Consider the following 17,955-nt stretch of genomic DNA (forward strand, 5'->3'; position numbering starts at 1 on the left):
CATGCAGCACACAGCAATTGTAACCGGCGGCAGCCGGGGTATCGGGCGGGCGATTGTCGATCGTCTAATCGCGGATGGCGCCAATGTTGTCACCTGTGGGCGCGGTGAGCGCCCGGCTGATCTGCCAGTCGCCGTGATCTGGCTGCAGGCGGATGTTTCCAAGGCAGTTGACGCGGCATCCTTGGTCAAGGCGGCGCGGGAACATTTCGGACCGGTCACGCTTTTGGTGAATAACGCCGGTGTTCAGGTCGAAAAAACTGTTGCGCAAAGTGACGATGATGACTGGGATCTGATCATGAACGTCAATTGCAAAGGCGTCTTCAACATGTGCCGGGCGGCTCTGGTGGATATGAGTGAAACCGGCGGCGTTATTGTTAACATCGGCTCGATTTCAGGAATGGTCGCGGATCCGTCCATGGCGCTTTACAATGCGTCTAAAGCTTGGGTCCATGGACTGACCCGTTCGATTGCTGTGGATCATGGTCCAAAAGTGCGCTGCAACGCGATCCGCCCGGGCTGGATTATGACAGAGATGGCCGAAGATGGCTTTGCGCTGGCAAATGATCCGCAAAAAGCCATGTCAGATGCCCTGGCGCGTCATCCAGTCGGCCGCTTTGGCGAACCAGAAGATATTGCCAATATGGTCGCATGGCTGGCATCCGATCAGGCGCAATATATCAGCGGTGAGTGCTTTACGGTGGACGGCGGCATGACCGCGGCATCCCCACTTAACCCAGGATTGTTCTGATGGCTGATAACAAACACACGACCTGCCTCGGTGGCGGGACAATTGGTGCGAGCTGGGCCGCTCTTTTTCTGGCTTCTGGCCGGTCAGTCGCGGTCTTCGATCCCTCGCCAGATGCTGAGAAACAAGTCCGCACCTATGTCGAACGCGCTTGGCCAGCACTCGTAGAGCTCGGTTTAGCAGACAATGGCGCACCTGGTACGCTGAGCTTTCACAGTTCAGCTGCGGCGGCTGTTGAAGGGGCAGGGTTTGTGCAGGAAAACGTGCCAGAACGTCTGTCGATCAAACATGCAACTTTCGCGGAAATCGAGCCGGTTCTGGAGAAAGATGCCGTCGTGGCCAGTTCTGCCTCCGGCCTGACGCTTAGTCAGATGCAAGGAGGTTGGCAGGATCCTGGTCGTCTTGTGCTAGGTCATCCGTTCAACCCGCCTCATTTGATCCCACTGGTCGAGGTCATGGGCAATGAACGAACACACGATGGTGTGGTCGAGGCAGCTGAAGCATTTTACAAAGCTGTTGGCAAAATGACGATCCGGGTGCGTAAAGAGGTGAATGGCCATATCGCCAATCGTCTTCAAGCTGCTATCTGGCGCGAGGCGATTAGCCTTGTTCAGAACGGTGTGGCAACCGTTGAAGATGTGGACAAAGCTGTCTGGGCGGGGCCGGGATTGCGTTGGGCTGCGATGGGACCAACCATGTTATTTAACCTTGGCGCTGGCGATGGCGGCATCCAGGCGTTTTGCGATCACTTTGAAGGAACGTTTAACAGCTGGTGGGATGACCTTGGCAATGCGCATCTGAATTCCGAAGTAACACAGACATTGGTAGAGGGTGTTGAAGAAGCATCAGCTGGTAAATCTGTTGCGGAGCTTGCCGCCGAGCGGGATGCACTCATCATTGCGATGCAAAAAGCAACCAGGACGCTGCGATGAGCACTGTCGAAAACGTAGTTGTCGTCGGCGACGGCCAGGCCGGGTTCTCAGTTTGCGAGGCATTGCGCAAGCAGGGCTATGCCGGTGGACTGACACTTGTGGGGGACGAAGGCGTTTTGCCTTATCAACGTCCACCTTTGTCTAAGGCTTATTTACTAGGGGAAATGGCGCTTGAACGCCTGTACTTCCGCCCGCAGTCTTTCTTTGATGAGAACGAAATTGCGCTTCGCCTCTCTGACTCTGCCTGTCGTATCGTTGCCGAAGAAAAGTCTGTGATCCTTTCCAGCGGCGAGGCCCTGCCCTTCGACAAGCTTGTGCTCGCTGTTGGTTCCAGTCCCATCACGCTGCCCGAAGCGATGGGCGGTGCTTTGAAGGGTGTGCATTATATACGCAATCTGTCAGATGCGGATGCATTGGCACAAACTGTGTCTCCAGGCCAATCCGTGCTTATTGTAGGCGGTGGATACATCGGACTCGAAGCAGCTGCCGTGTCCGCCAAACTGGGCATGCAAGTCACCTTAGTTGAGGCTGGCGAACGCATATTGGGGCGTGTTGCCTCATCTGAAACTGCCAACTATTTCCGAGAGTTACACAAATCCAATGGTGTCGAGATTCTGGAAGGCACCCAGCTTACTGCATTGAAAGGCACTGGGGGTTCACTCACCCATGCGGTGTTGTCAAATGGCCAACAAATGGACATAGGCAGCGCGGTTGTGGGTATTGGCATTCGCCCAAACACCGCTCTTGCCGAGACCGCTGGGATTGAGATCGAAAATGGCATATGCGTCGATGCAAATTGCGTAACATCTCATCCAGATATACTGGCAGTCGGCGATTGTGCATCGTTTCAGACGAATTCCAAAGAATACAAAAGGCTGGAATGTGTCGGTCACGCCATAGACCATGCGCACAACGCAGCGCGTACGATCCTTGGGAACACGGAAAACTATACCCCAAAGCCATGGTTCTGGTCAGATCAGTATGACGTAAAGCTCCAAATCGTTGGATTGTCCGATGGTTATGATCGCGTGATAAAGCGCAGCTCTGACGGCGCTGCGCTCTCGCATTGGTACTACAGCGGCAGCAAGCTTTTGGCAGTGGACGCGATGAACGATCCGCGCAGTTACATGGTGGCGAAACGACTGATCGAGTCAGGAAAATCGCCAGACTCCGATCTGGTGGCTGACCCCCAAACGGAAATCAAATCCCTGTTAAAAATGTAAATTAAGCCCGAGGTTTACCTCGGGCTTAACTCTGTTTGACCACGCAACTTTCTTAGTGCGATCCGAACTGCTTTTCGTGGCACAAGAGCCTGAAACACATCAGCCATATGTAGCTCGCCTACGGGTTTATACTCCCGTAGAACACAATACGATCTGTTGGCGTCGCCACCTGTACGTTCATTGGGTGCTCCAGAATTTCATCAACATCTGTGCCCCCGTTTTAGCTGATGCAAGACATCCGGTTCATCACCGATTGTAACTGCAATACGCGCGCTTTGGTGTTGCGGTGCCCTTTGCTTGCTATTCGCAGAAAGGGCACAGCTGGTTATTGCAAGAGATTTACTCCAATAGCTCGGCCAAATTGGCGCGTGCATCATCGCTCAACCAAGCAGACCATGTGTCTTTGTAGGTGGTCAAGAAATACACAGCAGCTTCTTCGAAGCTGGCGGAGTTGCTGTCCTGCCATGCAAGAACTTCACCCATTTGCTGGTTGGAGAAGGACATCTTGGTAAGGAATTCCACCACGGCAGGCTCACGGTCCTGCAGCGAAGGTGTGACTGCCGTCACTACTTTTGCCGTCGGATAAGCAGACGCAACCGGTGCTGCGCAATTTGGGTCCCCGTTACAGGTGTGCGCTTCTGCGTCGAATTCAGGGACTTCAATCTGAACCATCGGATATTTGCCCAAAACCGAAGTGGGTGCCCAATAGTACCCGAACCAAGGTTCTTGGTTGGCATAGGCTGCTGCAATTGCAGTCGCCAATGTTTCGCCGGAACCATGCTGGAACCGCTCGATGCCAGCCTCTTCCATACCAAGCGCCCGCATATTGTTGTGGTTTACAATGTCGCAAGCCCAACCTGATGGACAGTCATGAAACCGACCACCTACGAGTTCAGGATTCGCAAGAATGCCTTCGATGGTTTTAAGCTCCGGATGAGCTTCGACGGTGTAGGCCGGCAGCCACCACGCCTCAACACCACCATCCGCGAGTACGTGACCCAATTCCACTAGCTTACCTTCGGCACGCAGCTCTTCATAAACTGGGGAAGAGTTTGTCCACAATTCAGTCAGAATATCGGGTTGGCCGGTCTCTGCGATCGAGGTCATTGCTGGCGTGGTCGAGGAGGGGATCAGTGCGACCTCACAGCCGTAGCCGTGGGTCATCAGCACATTCGCGACATGCGTTACAACAGCCGACGATGCCCAGTCCATTTCGGTAATCGAAACCTGTCCGCAATCCGCGTGCGCCATTGACGTCATGCAGGTTAATCCGAGGGCTGCGAACCCTCCTTTGAAAGTCGTGTTCATTCGAGTTCCCTGTGATTATTTTGTTTTGGTGTAGGCCAGTGTTACACCCTGAAGATCGGCAAATTGATCAATTAGGACATCTAATGTGCGCAATTGGCCGCTTTCCTTAAGAACCAATGGTTCCAGAACTACATTGAACGAGTTCGTCACATCGCCATTACATTTTTATTCTGCAAAACCTGCATTGGTGAGTGTCAGCAAAGGTTGGGATCACCGAAATCGACGGCAAGCAATATTTCATCGCGACAGAAGAGCTTGTTACGGATGCAAAAAGGGCCTTTAGGAACCCCGACAATCCCGATCCCAAAACGAATTGGCAAGGCGCTCCAACTGCGGAACCTCTTGATCGGTTGACGATGGAACTTGCTATCCGGGACCTCAATGCGCAAGGGATTGCGTTCACGGATCACAAATTGGCCAATTTGGCTGTCGTCAAAGACCCTACCTCGCCAACGGGACGTCGCGTGGTATTTTTTGACACTGGTGGCATGATGCCAATGAAAGGCGCTGATGCTGCGGCAAGGGCCCGAAGCGCACGTACTGTACAAAGAAACTTTGATGCACCTAAGTCTGCCGCCAAAGACGCTCCGCATTCGCGTCGGTTTAATGCCTATGATGACAGTCGTTTTTGGGACAGGGTCGATGAAAGACCTTTCGGAAATACCTCCCCTGCAGGCGCGGCAACACCAGGCGGAAATTCACGGCGGTCCGAGTATTTCAAAATGAGCGAGATGAACGCTGCTGAGCTGCGAAACTATGTACGAAACTCACCTGAAATGATGGCTCAATTGAAAGCGGAAGGGCTTAGTTTAGAAAAGTTGGTGATACCGGGGCAATAGTTTCGCTCAACAGGCGATGAAATTCCAGTATGTTGAGCTGCAGTGCCGCGTTCAACAACCACAATGAATGGTCGATATGAGCTGGCCTGGTCTCACTTCCAGTCTGGCAGCCAAATGGCTTCCAACTGAAGTATGTATCAAACACGATGGATACCTTGTGAAACTCATTGGCACGCTTGTAGTTCTAAAACTTTTCACCTGTCCTTACGGTCGAGCCCGGAATCAAAGTGAAACCAACGTCATGTGAACGCCGTTGTGGCTCACCATTGATCTGAGAAAGCACCATCTCTGCCGCGATCTGTCCAATCCTTAAATGAGGGACCGAGGTTGATGTGAGGCGGTAGGGCTGAATGGATGCAATAGGCAGGTCACCCCAGCCCGCAATCCCAATATCATTTGGGACAGCGAGGCCGCGCTTTTGGCAGTAGTTCAACCCACCAATGGCCATGTTGTCGTTCTGATAATAGATGACTTCGATATCATCATGGGCCGCCAATAGTTGTTCGGTGCCATAGAAACCTGTGTAGAATCCAGGAGTGTCTTTTAGAAGCAGCTGTTTTTGAAGCGTGCCGCCTGAATCTTCAATCACCTTGTCATAACCCGCCAAACGCGCGCTTGCTGCGTTGGCTGTATCATGTGACGTGCCGACGTAGCCGAATTTCGTGTAGCCAAGCCCCGCAAGATAGCGCCCCATGCCGTAGCCACTGTCAAAATGGTTCAGACCGACAGACATATCCAAGGGGCTGGAGTTGAAGTCCCAAATCTCCACAAGCGGGATTCCAGCGCCTCTGAGCAATTGAATGGATTTCGGCGTATGTGACCGACCCGTGACGATCAGACCCGCAGGTTGCCAGGACAGAACTGTCTCAAGCCACTTCTCTTCTTGCTCCAAAGAATGGTCTGTCATGCCCAGCACGGTCTGATGTCCAAACGCGCCAAGTTTACGGTCGATGCCTTCTAATACCTGAGTGAAGATTTCGTTGCCGAGTTCAGGGATGGCGACGCCCACAAATGTGGACTTTTGATCGCCTGCAAAAACCGTCGCCAATCGATTCGGAACATAACCAAGGCGCTCAACCTCAGCCATGACTTTGGTTCGGGTATCTTCTGAAAAACCACCTTCGTCACGCAAAACGCGACTCGCGGTCATCTTAGAGACGCCAGCGGCCTTCGCGATCTGTGCGAGACTTACTTTGTTGTTTTTGCTTGTTTTATTTTGGTTTTTGCTCATGCACGTTACGCTTACGTTACGGGTAACTCTTTTTTGTTGACAGGCGCGTTAATCAGGAGAATGCTAGCGTAACGTTACGGGTAACTCAATGAGGATGTTGAGGAGCATCGAGTTACCTTTGCCACTTGGGAGGACATCGCGTGTTGGGCGCAATGCAGAACAATCTGTTTTTTGATGGCATTCAAAAACACTTTGGCGGCACTTATGCGCTGCGGGATGTGTCTCTGAATATTGAGCGCGGTGAGATAGTTGCTTTGCTCGGTGAAAACGGCGCGGGCAAGTCCACGTTGATCAAGATCCTTGGTGGCATCCACAAGCCTGATGAAGGCCGTGTTTTGATTGATGGTGACCCTTACGAACACCGACCCGGTGGGTTTGGAGAACGTCAATCGGTTGCTTTCATTCACCAAGACCTCGGCATGATCGAATGGATGACCGTCGCGGAGAACATTGCGCTCGCATTGGGGTATTCGCGAAAGGGTGGCTTGATCCGTTGGAAATCCGTTGAAGACTTCGCTCAACAGGCACTGGACAAGGTCGGCTGCGACATCGATCCGACAACCCGGGTTCAGGATCTGTCACGGACTGAGAAGTCTTTGGTGGCCATTGCGCGCGCACTCGCGGTGGATTGCGACTTCCTTGTTTTGGACGAACCGACTGCATCTTTGCCAGCCGACGAGGTTGAGCGCCTGTTTGAGGCTTTGCGTCCGCTGAAAGAGCAGGGCGTGGGGATGATCTATGTCTCCCACCGCTTGGATGAGATTTTCCAGATTGCGGATCGCGTCGCGGTTCTGCGCGATGGTGAATTGGTTGGCATGCGGGCCATTAGCCACACGACGCCGGAGGAGCTGGTTTATATGATTGTGGGGCGCAAGACCCGTCAGGTGTTGAAGCCAAAGGCAGCGCCCGGAGATGCCATTCTGAGCGTGCGCAACCTTCAGGTGGATGCGGCTGGACCAGTCGATTTCAGCCTGCATAGGAACGAGATCATTGGCCTTGTGGGCTTGCGCGGGGCAGGGCATGAACATGTATCCCGGGCGCTTTTTGGGTGCGAGCCGTTTTCGGGCTCAGTCGCGGTCAACGGACGTGCTCCAAATCTGAAATCCCCTCAAACAGCGCTGCAATCCGGCATCGGCTTGGTCGCGCGGGATCGCACTGCAGAATCCGTCGCGATGTCGTTGACGATCCGCGAGAACACATTCATCAACCCAGCCGCAGTCGGGCGGAAGCTGTTTTCCTTTATGAGCCCGCGCGATGAGACGGCCTTGGCTGAACACATTGGTTCCGAGGTTGCACTCTCGCCGAACGACCAAAGCATGTCGATTGAAAGCCTGTCAGGCGGCAATCAGCAGAAGGTTGTGATCGGCCGCTGGCTGGAAACCAAACGCGAGCTTTTGATCTGCGAAGATCCAACTGCGGGCGTCGATGTTGGCGCGAAAGCGGAAATCTACGCTCTCTTGAATACGGCCATCGAAGATGGCGTGGGCATTGTTGTGGTATCGACGGACTTTGAGGAAGTTGCCGCCATCTGCCACCGCGCCATTGTCTTCAGCCAAGGCAAAATCGCCGGTGAACTCTCTGGCACCGAACTGACAACTGAAAATCTGATCCAGGTCGCATCCGCGTCTAACGTGGCGACGAACTGAGGAACCACCATGCAATCGCTTGAATCCAACGCACTTGAACCAACCAAAGCAGAGCTGAAAAATGCCAGCACACGCACCCGCGCGATGCGATTGCTGCCAGTTTACGGCTTGGTCATTCTGACCGGACTATTGATCGTTCTATTTTCGATCCTTTTACCGAACACCTTCCCGACGGTTCTGAACCTTCGGGCGATCATCTCTGACAAGGCGATCATCGCGTTGCTTTCCCTTGGGGCGATGATCCCGATGGCCGCGGGTCGGATCGATCTGACCGTCGGCTATGGTATTGTTTTGTGGCACATTTTGGCGATTTCACTGCAGACGCTTTATGGGCTGCCTTGGCCAATGGCCGTTGCGATTGTTCTTATCTTGGGACTGTTCACCGGCTTCCTGAATGGCTTGCTGGTGGAAGTTGCGCAGATCGACAGCTTTATTGCGACGCTCGGAACCGGGACCGTGCTTTATGCGCTTGCGCTGTGGCACACGGGTGGTCGCCAGATGGTGGGGGCTTTGCCTGATAGCTTCTATGCGATCAACGGCACCTTCGTCTTTGGCCTGCCCATCACAGGTTACTACGTGCTCGGGATCACGATCGCCATGTGGCTGATCCTCGAATATACGCCCATTGGCCGCTATCTGTACGCAATTGGCGCAAACCAGCGTGCTGCGCAGCTAAACGGTATCCCGACCCGTAAATTTGTCATCGGTGCTTTCATGTCTTCTGGCTTCATCACTGCTTTCGCGGGCGTGCTGCTGGCTTCAAAACTGCGCATCGGTCAGGCATCCGTAGGACTGGAGTTCCTGCTGCCTGCACTCGTTGGGGCCTTCCTTGGTTCCACAACCATTAAACCCGGCCGCGTGAATGTGTGGGGCACCATTGTTGGTGTTGCCATCCTCGCTGTGGGCATCTCGGGTATTCAGCAATTCGGAGGCTCGTTCTGGGTCGAACCGATGTTCAACGGTGTAACCCTGCTGATTGCGATCGGCATTGCGGGTTATGCCCAACGGCGCAAAGGCGCCAAAAAGTGAACCAAGCATAAGGAGGAGATTATGCTTAAACGTTCCCTAATGGCGGTATCCACTGCCGCACTACTATCCGGTTTAGGTGTACCGGCTTTCGCAGAAACACCCTTTGACGGCCCAGCTTCAGGTCCAGCTGCAGCGGCAGGCAAGTCCATTGTTGTCGTAGCGGGTGATCTGAAAAATGGCGGTATCCTAGGTGTGACCAACGGCGTAGAGGAAGCTGTTGAGACCATCGGCTGGGATCTGCGGGTTTTGGATGGCGCAGGTTCGATCCAAGGTCGTACCGCGGCCATCGGTCAGGCCCTTGCGCTGAACCCAGATGGGATCATCATCAACGGTTTTGACGCGGTTGAACAGCAAGCGGCGCTGGAAGGCGTTGTCGGGGCTGGCATCCCTATGGTGGCCTGGCATTCGGGTCCAAAAATCGGCTGTGACGCACCGGGTGGCATTTTCGCGAATGTCTCTACCGATGCGATGACCGTGTCTGAAGTGGCCGCTGAATGGGCGATCAAAGATGCAGGTGACGGTGTAGGAGCCATCATCTTCACTGACAGCACATATCAGATCGCGATCGATAAAGCTGATCGTATCAAGGAGACCATCGAAAGCATGGGCGGTACGGTTCTGGAGTATGTCGATACGCCAATCGCCGATACTTCTTCCCGCATGGGACCTTTGACTACCAGCCTGCTGCAAAAGTACGGCGATCAGTGGACACACGCGCTGGCGATCAACGATCTTTACTTTGACTTCATGGGCCCAGCTTTGGCCTCTGTGGGCATTAGTAGCGCCGACGGCCCTCAAGCGGGGTCCGCCGGTGATGGCTCTGAAGCGGCGTTCCAGCGTATTCGCTCTGGCAACTATCAGACAATTACAGTGGCAGAACCGTTGAACCTTCAGGGCTGGCAGTTGGTCGACGAGCTAAACCGCGCCATCCAAGGCGAGGCCTGCTCGGGCTACATCACGTCACCTGCGTTGGTGACCCAAAAGGGTCTCGCCAAACTGGGTGAGAGCAACCAGTTCGATCCTGACAGCCCATATCGTCAGGCGTACTCCGCGATTTGGGGCAAATAAGCTTCAATCCCTCGGCGGCCCTTGGCGTCTTCCTGAGCAAGGGCCGCCACACAAACACAGATAAGTGCAGAGCACGAATTCGGGCACGCGCCCGGCATGGCGGAGCTTTGCCCAGCGGGAGAAGACAAATGGATCGTAAGTCACCAAATCGGACACTGAAGGCTGTTGCGCTTTCGACATGCGTAATAAGCGGTTTTGCAACGGCTTCGCTGGCAGAAGATGTTGTGAAAACACGTCAGGCCAGCATGGACCAAATTCGCATGGGGGCCGCAACCTTGGTCCCGATGATAAAAGGCGATGCAGAATTTGATGCGCAAGTTGCCGATCTTGCTCTGCGCATGACCTATGCCGGTGCGATGGCCTTTGAGGGTAAGTTCCCAGAAGGCAGCACATCCAGAGGTGCAAACCCAGCAATCTGGGAAAACAAAGCAGATTTCGATGCAAAGGTTCTTGATTTCATCGCGGACGCCGAAGCGGCGGTTGCTTTGAAACCAATGGATTTAGAGGCGCTAAAGGCTGCCTATCAGCCTCTGCTGAAAGACTGCGCTGCCTGCCACAAGGCTTACCGGATCAAAAACTGATCCGGCGAACAGAAAAGGAGATGCACTATGGCGGATCAACCCCTTGTGCAAATGAAGAATATTACGAAGCGTTTCGGGGGTGTGACTGCGTTGCAGGACGTGAATCTCGAAGCCTATGCCGGCGAAGTCCTCGCCATCGTTGGAGATAACGGGGCGGGTAAATCCACCTTGATAAAAATCCTGACCGGTGTGTACCAAGCCAGCGAAGGCGAGATCTTTCTGGATGGCAAACCGCTCGAAATGGCGAGCCACTCTGACGCAATCGATGTGGGTATCGATGCCGTTTACCAGACATTGGCTTTGGCAGATCACCTTACCCCAGCGAACAATATGTTCCTGGGCAACGAGCTGACCAAATCCGTGATGGGCATTCAAATGCTCGACAACAAACGCATGAAATCCGAAGCCACTCGGGTCCTGGATGAGCGTCTGGGTGTGCGCCTGCGGTCTATGGATGTGCAGACCGACAGCCTGTCGGGCGGTCAACGCCAAGCAGTGGCGATTGCCCGTGCGGTCTATCACGAAGACCTGCGCTTGCTGGTCATGGACGAACCAACGGCTGCGCTGGGCCCGCAAGAAACAGCGCGTACTCTCAAACTGATCAAAACCCTGCGCGAGCAAGGCCTTGCCGTGATCCTGATCAGTCACTCATTGGATGATGTGTTCGAGGTCGCAGACCGCGTTCACGTGCAACGCCGCGGCCGGGCCGTGGGTGTTGTGAAAACAGCTGAAAGCTCCGTGCAAGAGGTCCTTGGCCTGATTGTCGGCGCGCAAGACGTCGCGGCATAAGGAGATAAAACGATGGCTGCTGCTACAACAAATCTACCCGAAAAGACCTTTATGGACCGCTTAGAGCCCTATCTGGCTTTCATTGGCCCAATGGTCATGATCTTTGCGATCCTTCTGTTTATGGGGGTTGCGGAACCGGCGCGGTATTTCCGCCTGTCGAACCTGAACCTGATCCTGCTGGATGCGGCGCTTTATATGCCGATGGCGATGGCGATGACTTTTGTCATCACCCAGCGCGGGATCGACCTATCAATTGGTTCCATTGCTGCCCTGTCTGGCATCCTGATGGCCTTTCTGATCAAACAATATGGCTTCCCGGCCTATGTTGCGATCCCGCTGGCGATCCTGATGGGCGCCGTGATGGGCCTGATCAATGGTTTGATCATCACCCGCTTCAAAGTGCCTGATCTGATCGGTACTTTGGCGATGGACCTTGTCTATCGTGGGCTTGCGCTTGTGATCGCGAAGGGCCTTGTGCTGGCGCGTTTCCCGGATCTGCTGACGGACATTGGTCGCGGTCAAATCCCAGGCTTCATTCCTGTGCCTGTTGTGATCGGCCTGTTGACCATGGCGCTGGGCTACTGGGCGCTGACACGCACGCACTTTGGTCGTTACACGATCTCTATCGGTTCGAGCCCAGAGGCGAGTGAAATGACCGGCATCGCAGTCGATCGTCACAAGATCTACGCCTATGTGCTGATGGGAGCCTGTGCTGCGCTCGCTGGTGTCATGCTGACCGGTAAACTCAACGCGATCCAAGCGACATCTGCGCCTTACTTCAACCTGCACGTCATCGCGGCGGTGGTTGTGGGCGGTACGTCACTCTTTGGTGGCCGCGCATCCATGATTGGCTCTTTGGCAGGTGTTCTGCTGCTGTCCATGATGATCAACGCGCTTGTTACTCTGCGTATTGAGTTCTTCTGGCAGTCTGTTGCCTCTGGTGTTGTGATCGTCAGCTCTGTGGCGCTCTACACTTGGATGCAAAAGAAAGACCGTGATGGCGCACGTAGTCTGCTGGCTGGTCTGCGCACTACAGAAGCTCAAAAACTCATGAAATTCTCAGCGTTCTTGATTGGGATGCTGATCCTGTTGCTGGCCGTTGGAGCTGGACTGGCAACTGATCCGACGCCAAGCGGCTAAGGATACATAAGGTGGTGCGCCCGAGGTAGGAGCTCTGGCGCACCTGCAAGGCTCCACATTTTTCGCGAAAGGGAGGACTTACCGTGAAAACATTCAACAAACTACTACTGGCTACAAGTGCAATCTGCACCTTTTCCACAGTTGCAATGGCTGATGGTCACGCCAAATTGCCCCTGGTTGAACTGCCAGGCATCGAAGATCGTGACTATTGGGTGCCGGGCGAAGTGAACGCCGAAGGCAAGCTGGAAGCGATGCAGGCAGTTGTCGGCAGTGAAGCCGTCAAGTTCAGCGGCACGCAGGATAGCCCCATTCAAATCGCGCTGATCTACCCATCTGCGGATACATCTGACTTCTGGGCCCGCAACTACATTGCGATGACCAAGCGTCTGGAAGAGCTGGGTATCGAATTCGAAACAACCGAATTCGCGAGCCGCCAGATCGAGCATTCCTTGCAGTCCACTTACGCAAACCAAGTTGTTCAAGACGCGGACCTTTATGACTTCGTGATCTTTGGCCCGTCCGAATTGGCAATCCAGGCTGATAACATTGATAAAATGGCTCAGTCCGATGGCTTCTCGACCTTTGTTTGGGCATTCCACACACCTCTGAAGGACCTGAAGGCGCAGCCAGATGCATGGTTTGACTTCAGCTCTGCCGCAGGCGCGCTGACCATGTGCGATTATATGCTGGGCCGTCTGGGCAATGACGTCACCATGGCGATGAACCGCGGTATCCCAGGTATTACCGACAACCAGCGTTCCGGTGACTTCAAAGCTTGCGTCGAGGAGAAGGGCAACTGGACAACCGCCTATGAGCACTATGGTGAATACCAGCGTGAAGGCGGATTTGAAGGGACATCCCTGATCATGCAGGCATACCCAGAAGCCAAGATCATCCACAATGCGAACACCGCAATGGCGATGGGTTCCGTTGAGGCGCAAGTCGCCATGGGCAAAGAGAAAGAGATCTTCTCAACCGGTTGGGGCGGCACTGGCCTTGAGCTGGATGCGATCCGTCGCGGCGAGCTGGACGCAACCCCAATGCGCATGGGTGACGATGTTGGTGCAGCGACCGCGGAAGCGATCAAAGCGCATATGGAAGACCGTGCGGACGAGCTGCCGTTTGTCTTCCTTGGCCGCATCACCGTCGCGCATGACCAAATGTCTGCAGAGGAAATCGACGCTCTGGAACAAGAAGCATTCCGCTTCTCCGGAGTCGGCGCTCTCGAACGCTAAGGCAAGAATACCGGGCTGTTATGGCCCGGTATTCCCCAGAATTGGGATTGACCATCAATTTTGTGACCGGTAACACTGTGACCGGTCACACAGCAACCACCTAAGGAGATTCTCGTGGCGCAATCCATGATGCTCATCGAAAAATGCAGTCACTGTGTCAGCTGGTACGATATTGAAACTGGCGCGCTGCAGGGGCGTTTGGCTTTGCCGGATTACCCACATGAATTTGTTGTCGATGACGACTTTCACTACGCCTACGTCGGCCACTATGGGGTGCAGAACTCTGGCATTGATGGAATAGACGGTCGCTCGGTGATCGTTGTTGATATCCGCAAGCAAGAGATCGCACATACCTACGATCTAGGCGAGCACGCGCGTCCACATGGCATCGGCTTGGACGGGGAAGGGCGCCTTTATGTGCTTTCCGAATGGACGGGCCACCTATTGGTCAAAGAAAACCCACGTGCGTTCGATCAGGGCTGGGATCACATCACGCCGACAGGCGGCACGAAATGTCACCTCTTTGCCCTGACACGAAATGGGCGTACGGCCTATTCCATGAACCTGACATCCGGCGATGTCACCGTCTTTGACCCTTACGACAAATCGGTCGAACCGATCTCAATCAAAACCGGTGAGAAACCCGAAGGCCGCTGTCTGCGCGAAGACGCGGGCATCCTTTATACCTCGCAACGGATTTCTAACACCGTCGCCGTGATCGACACGGAGACCCTGGAGATCAAGCGCCAATTCCCGACACCTGATGATCCCTGCCGCATCTACTATGACGGTAAGCGCAATCGCCTTGTGACCATGAACCATTTCGGTGGGTCTTTCAGCGTCTTTGATGAAGCGACCGGAGAGATGCTCCACGAACAGAAAACGCCAGCAAACCCTCTTGCGCTTTGTATCGATGATGAGGCGGCCTTTGCCTATATCGCCATCGATTGTGAGCAGGTGCAGCGGTTTAACCTCGACACATTTGAGGTCGTTCAGACCTTTGACACCGGCAAAGAGCCAGACGTGATGGTCATCCTGCCGGACGGATTTTCAAAACATTGGGAGATGAAGGCATGACGAAGCCTCGTATCGCCATCGTGCCGGGTGACCCTTCCGGCATTGGGCCTGAGTTGATTGCCAAACTGGTGAACGACGAAGGCATCCTAGACGCTGCAAATGTGCTTTTGGTTGGTGACAGCCATCTTTGGCAGCAGGGTGCTGAACAGACTGATCTTGAGGTGCCGCTGAACACGATTTCTGAAGATGAAATCGCAGAGCAATCTGGCATTTCTCATCTGGAACAAGACACCATTGACCCAGCCGATATTCGTATCGCCGAAGTCACAGTTGCAGGCGGTACGACGTCTTTGCGCTGCCTTGAAAAAGCGTTGGATCTGGCGCAAGAGAGGCTGGTTGACGGCGTTCTCTTTGGTCCGTTCAACAAGGCAGCGATGACCTCCGCTGGATTGAACGCTGAAGACGAACACAAGTATATGGCTCGTTATCTGGGCTATGAAGGCTACCACTCTGAGATCAACGTTTTGGACGAGTTGATGACCACTCGCGTGACGTCGCACATTGGTCTGAAAGACGTTGCTGCGAATATCTCGGAAGAGGGCATTCTGAAGGCTGTCAATTTGGCGAATGATACGCTGCGTAAAGCGGGCAAGGCGCGCCCTAGTATCGCTGTTGCTGCTCTGAACCCCCATGCGGGTGACAACGGGAAATTCGGTCGCGAAGAGATCGATGTGCTGGAGCCCGCTGTCAATAAAGCGCAGGAAAAACAGATGGATGTGACAGGCCCTTGGCCGTCTGACACCGTTTTCCTGAAAGCAAAACGCGGCGAAGTCGATGCGGTTGTGACCATGTACCACGACCAAGGTCAGATCGCGATCAAGCTGATGGGCTTTGAACGTGGAGTCACCGTTGCAGGTGGCCTACCGATACCGGTCGCTACTCCCGCACACGGCACAGCCTTCGACATTGCCGGACAGAATAAAGCCAACCTCGGCGCGACGCGGCAGGCTTTCGACCTGCTGGTGCGCATGGCCAAGACACACCGCGCTGAACGCAGCGTGGCCTAAGGAGAAACCCTCATGACCAAGATTAAATCCGTCCGCACGCGCGTTTGGAACTGGACGGGGCCAACCGTGCCACCGACAGGCAATTTCTGCACTAACGCATCTGATGTGCTGTGGGACAAGGGTGACGCAATGTCGTCGTTCCGTTTCCACAACTGGCTGACTTGTGAGATCGAAACCGAAGACGGCACCGTCGGCATCGGTAACGCGGCACTCGCACCCACCATCGTGAAAAAGGCTATCGATAAATGGTATGCGCCGATGGTGATCGGCGAAGATCCGTTTGACTACGCTTACATCTGGGAAAAGATGTACCGCCGCTCCCACGCCTGGGGTCGTAAAGGTATCGGGATGACGGCGATGTCCGCCATTGATCTCGCGATCTGGGACCTGATGGGCAAGCTCTCCGGCAAGCCTGTGTTCAAGCTGCTTGGCGGCCGCACGAAAGAGAAAATCCCAGTCTACTATTCAAAGCTTTATGCTGGATCGATCGAGTCCATGCAGGCAGAGGCGGAAGAGGCCAAGAAGAACAACTACCAAGGCTATAAGATGCGCTTTGGCTGGGGACCGAAAGACGGCATGGCCGGCATGCGCGAGAATCTCAAGCGCGTTGAAGCTGTTCGCGAAGTGGTCGGCTATGACGTCGACCTGATGCTAGAATGCTATCAGGGTTGGAACCTCGACTACACCAAACGCATGCTGCCGAAGCTGGCCAAATATGAGCCGCGCTGGCTGGAAGAGCCGGTGATTGCGGATGATGTGGAAGGCTACCGCGAGCTTAACGCGATGAACATCGTTCCGATCTCTGGCGGTGAGCACGAATTCTCGGTGATTGGCTGTAAAGACCTGATCGAGAAGAAAGCCGTTTCTGTTCTGCAATACGACACCAACCGGGTCGGGGGCATCACTGCAGCACAGAAGATCAATGCCATCGCTGAAGCTTTCCAGCTGCCGGTCATCCCGCACGCAGGTCAGATGCACAACTACCACCTTACCATGGCGAACGCGAACTGCATGATCTCGGAATACTTCCCGGTGCATGACGTCGAGGTCGGTAACGAACTCTTCTACTACATCTTCGAAGGCGATCCCGACGCGGTCGATGGTTTCCTTGATCTGGATGACAATCTGCCGGGTCTGGGCATCACGATCAGCGACAAACACCTCGAACACTTTGAGATTGAGGAATAATCATGTCTGTCAGCTACACAGGAATTTGGCCAGTTGCGCCAACGCCGTTCCATGAAGATGGCTCGCTTGATCTGGAAGGCATGAAACGTGTTCTGGATTGTTTGATCGATCAGGGTGCAGACGGGATTTGCATTCTGGCGAATTTTTCAGAACAGTTTTTGCTGGCCGATGACGAGCGCGAAATCCTGACGCGTCTCTGCCTTGAACATATCGCCGGTCGTGTACCGGTGATTGTGACCACCAGCCACTACGCCACCAAGATTGCTGTTGAACGCGCGCAATTCGCCAAGGATTTGGGTGCAGACATCGTGATGATGATGCCGCCTTATCACGGCGCTTTGCTAAAAGGCTCACCGCAGCAGACCTATGATCAGTTCAAGGCTGTCGGCGAGGTTGGCATTCCGATCATGGTGCAGGATGCGCCACTCTCTGGTGTTGATCTGCCAGTGCCACTTCTCGTGAAGATGGCGCAGGAAATCGACATGGTGAAGCTCTTCAAAATCGAGTGCCCACGGGCGGCCAACAAACTGCGTGATCTGATCGCAGCGGGGGGTGATGCCATAGAGGCACCTTTTGATGGTGAAGAGGCAATTACGCTTCTGGCGGATCTGGACGGCGGTGCAACTGGGTCGATGACCTCAGGCATGATCGTGGATCAGATCAAGCCGGTGCTGACTCATTACTACGCAGGCCGCAAGGAAGAGGCGACGGCCGCCTATGGACGCGTGGCAATGGCGATCAATCACGAAAACCGACAATGCGCTTGGCTCAGCTGTAAGGCGGCGATGGTCGAAGGCGGCGTGATTAGGTCTGAAGCCAGCCGCCACCCGATTGAGCCACTGCATCCAGCCATCCGCAAACGACTGATTGACCTTTTGAAACCTCTGGACCCGATGGTCCTGAATTGGGGAAAATAA

The 17,955-nt window shown here is 54.3% G+C and carries 17 protein-coding genes; 15 read left to right on the forward strand and 2 right to left on the reverse strand.

Annotated features, from left to right (window positions below; translation table 11 throughout):
- Position 1 precedes the first annotated feature (1 nt).
- The 3 genes from M0D42_RS01335 to M0D42_RS01345 are packed head-to-tail and all read left to right on the forward strand — an operon-like array spanning position 2 to position 2,900.
- On the forward strand, positions 2-748 hold the full coding sequence (locus tag M0D42_RS01335; RefSeq protein ID WP_265019814.1) for an SDR family NAD(P)-dependent oxidoreductase: 747 nt from the start codon (positions 2-4) through the stop codon (positions 746-748).
- Positions 748-1,677, forward strand: a complete 930-nt coding sequence (locus M0D42_RS01340) for a 3-hydroxyacyl-CoA dehydrogenase NAD-binding domain-containing protein (protein WP_265019815.1) — start codon at positions 748-750, stop codon at positions 1,675-1,677. Before M0D42_RS01335 ends, M0D42_RS01340 begins: the two co-directional genes overlap by 1 nt.
- The gene (locus M0D42_RS01345) at positions 1,674-2,900 is read left to right on the forward strand and encodes an NAD(P)/FAD-dependent oxidoreductase (RefSeq protein ID WP_265019816.1); all 1,227 of its coding nucleotides are present in this window, start codon (positions 1,674-1,676) and stop codon (positions 2,898-2,900) included. The genes M0D42_RS01340 and M0D42_RS01345 overlap by 4 nt, the downstream gene beginning before the upstream one ends.
- 339 nt (positions 2,901-3,239) lie before the next feature.
- Here M0D42_RS01345 and M0D42_RS01350 read toward each other — a convergent pair whose 3' ends face one another.
- A complete protein-coding gene (locus tag M0D42_RS01350; protein WP_265019817.1) occupies positions 3,240-4,208 on the reverse strand; it encodes an ABC transporter substrate-binding protein in 969 nt (322 codons plus the stop codon).
- Positions 4,209-4,399: 191 nt separating this feature from the next.
- Between M0D42_RS01350 and M0D42_RS01355 the strand changes: the two genes are divergently transcribed.
- A complete protein-coding gene (locus M0D42_RS01355) occupies positions 4,400-5,047 on the forward strand; it encodes a hypothetical protein (RefSeq protein WP_265019818.1) in 648 nt (215 codons plus the stop codon).
- A 184-nt stretch (positions 5,048-5,231) separates the two neighbouring features.
- On the opposite strand, the gene M0D42_RS01360 is transcribed toward M0D42_RS01355, so the two are convergent.
- Positions 5,232-6,278: a LacI family DNA-binding transcriptional regulator gene (locus tag M0D42_RS01360; RefSeq protein ID WP_265019819.1), complete on the reverse strand. Its 1,047-nt coding sequence runs from the start codon at positions 6,276-6,278 to the stop codon at positions 5,232-5,234.
- 140 nt (positions 6,279-6,418) lie between these two features.
- Here M0D42_RS01360 and M0D42_RS01365 point away from each other — a divergent pair, with 140 nt between their 5' ends.
- The 11 genes from M0D42_RS01365 to M0D42_RS01415 all read left to right on the forward strand — a co-directional run bounded on the left by M0D42_RS01365 (position 6,419) and on the right by M0D42_RS01415 (position 17,955).
- Complete coding sequence (locus M0D42_RS01365; protein WP_265019820.1) at positions 6,419-7,924, forward strand: sugar ABC transporter ATP-binding protein; 1,506 nt, start codon at positions 6,419-6,421, stop codon at positions 7,922-7,924.
- Positions 7,925-7,933: 9 nt separating this feature from the next.
- Positions 7,934-8,953 carry an ABC transporter permease gene (locus M0D42_RS01370; protein WP_265019821.1) on the forward strand — a complete coding sequence of 340 codons (1,020 nt, stop codon included), beginning with the start codon at positions 7,934-7,936 and terminating at the stop codon, positions 8,951-8,953.
- Between the two features lie 21 nt (positions 8,954-8,974).
- On the forward strand, positions 8,975-10,021 hold the full coding sequence (locus M0D42_RS01375) for a substrate-binding domain-containing protein (RefSeq protein ID WP_265019822.1): 1,047 nt from the start codon (positions 8,975-8,977) through the stop codon (positions 10,019-10,021).
- Positions 10,022-10,149: 128 nt separating this feature from the next.
- On the forward strand, positions 10,150-10,602 hold the full coding sequence (locus M0D42_RS01380) for a c-type cytochrome (RefSeq protein WP_265019823.1): 453 nt from the start codon (positions 10,150-10,152) through the stop codon (positions 10,600-10,602).
- Between the two features lie 27 nt (positions 10,603-10,629).
- Entirely contained in the window at positions 10,630-11,391 is a 762-nt protein-coding gene (locus M0D42_RS01385; protein ID WP_265019824.1) for an ATP-binding cassette domain-containing protein, read from the forward strand.
- A 12-nt stretch (positions 11,392-11,403) separates the two neighbouring features.
- Positions 11,404-12,531: an ABC transporter permease gene (locus M0D42_RS01390; protein ID WP_265019825.1), complete on the forward strand. Its 1,128-nt coding sequence runs from the start codon at positions 11,404-11,406 to the stop codon at positions 12,529-12,531.
- Positions 12,532-12,614: 83 nt separating this feature from the next.
- Positions 12,615-13,766 (forward strand): substrate-binding domain-containing protein, encoded by a 1,152-nt coding sequence (locus tag M0D42_RS01395; RefSeq protein WP_265019826.1) that lies wholly within the window; start codon positions 12,615-12,617, stop codon positions 13,764-13,766.
- A gap of 114 nt (positions 13,767-13,880) precedes the next feature.
- On the forward strand, positions 13,881-14,843 hold the full coding sequence (locus M0D42_RS01400; RefSeq protein ID WP_265019827.1) for a YncE family protein: 963 nt from the start codon (positions 13,881-13,883) through the stop codon (positions 14,841-14,843).
- Complete coding sequence (locus M0D42_RS01405; protein WP_265019828.1) at positions 14,840-15,850, forward strand: 4-hydroxythreonine-4-phosphate dehydrogenase PdxA; 1,011 nt, start codon at positions 14,840-14,842, stop codon at positions 15,848-15,850. Before M0D42_RS01400 ends, M0D42_RS01405 begins: the two co-directional genes overlap by 4 nt.
- A gap of 12 nt (positions 15,851-15,862) precedes the next feature.
- Positions 15,863-17,038, forward strand: a complete 1,176-nt coding sequence (locus M0D42_RS01410) for an L-rhamnonate dehydratase (RefSeq protein WP_265019829.1) — start codon at positions 15,863-15,865, stop codon at positions 17,036-17,038.
- A 2-nt stretch (positions 17,039-17,040) separates the two neighbouring features.
- The gene (locus tag M0D42_RS01415) at positions 17,041-17,955 is read left to right on the forward strand and encodes a dihydrodipicolinate synthase family protein (protein ID WP_265019830.1); all 915 of its coding nucleotides are present in this window, start codon (positions 17,041-17,043) and stop codon (positions 17,953-17,955) included.

The sequence above is a fragment of the Cognatishimia activa genome (assembly GCF_026016445.1).
Taxonomy (GTDB): Bacteria; Pseudomonadota; Alphaproteobacteria; order Rhodobacterales; family Rhodobacteraceae; genus Cognatishimia; species Cognatishimia activa_B.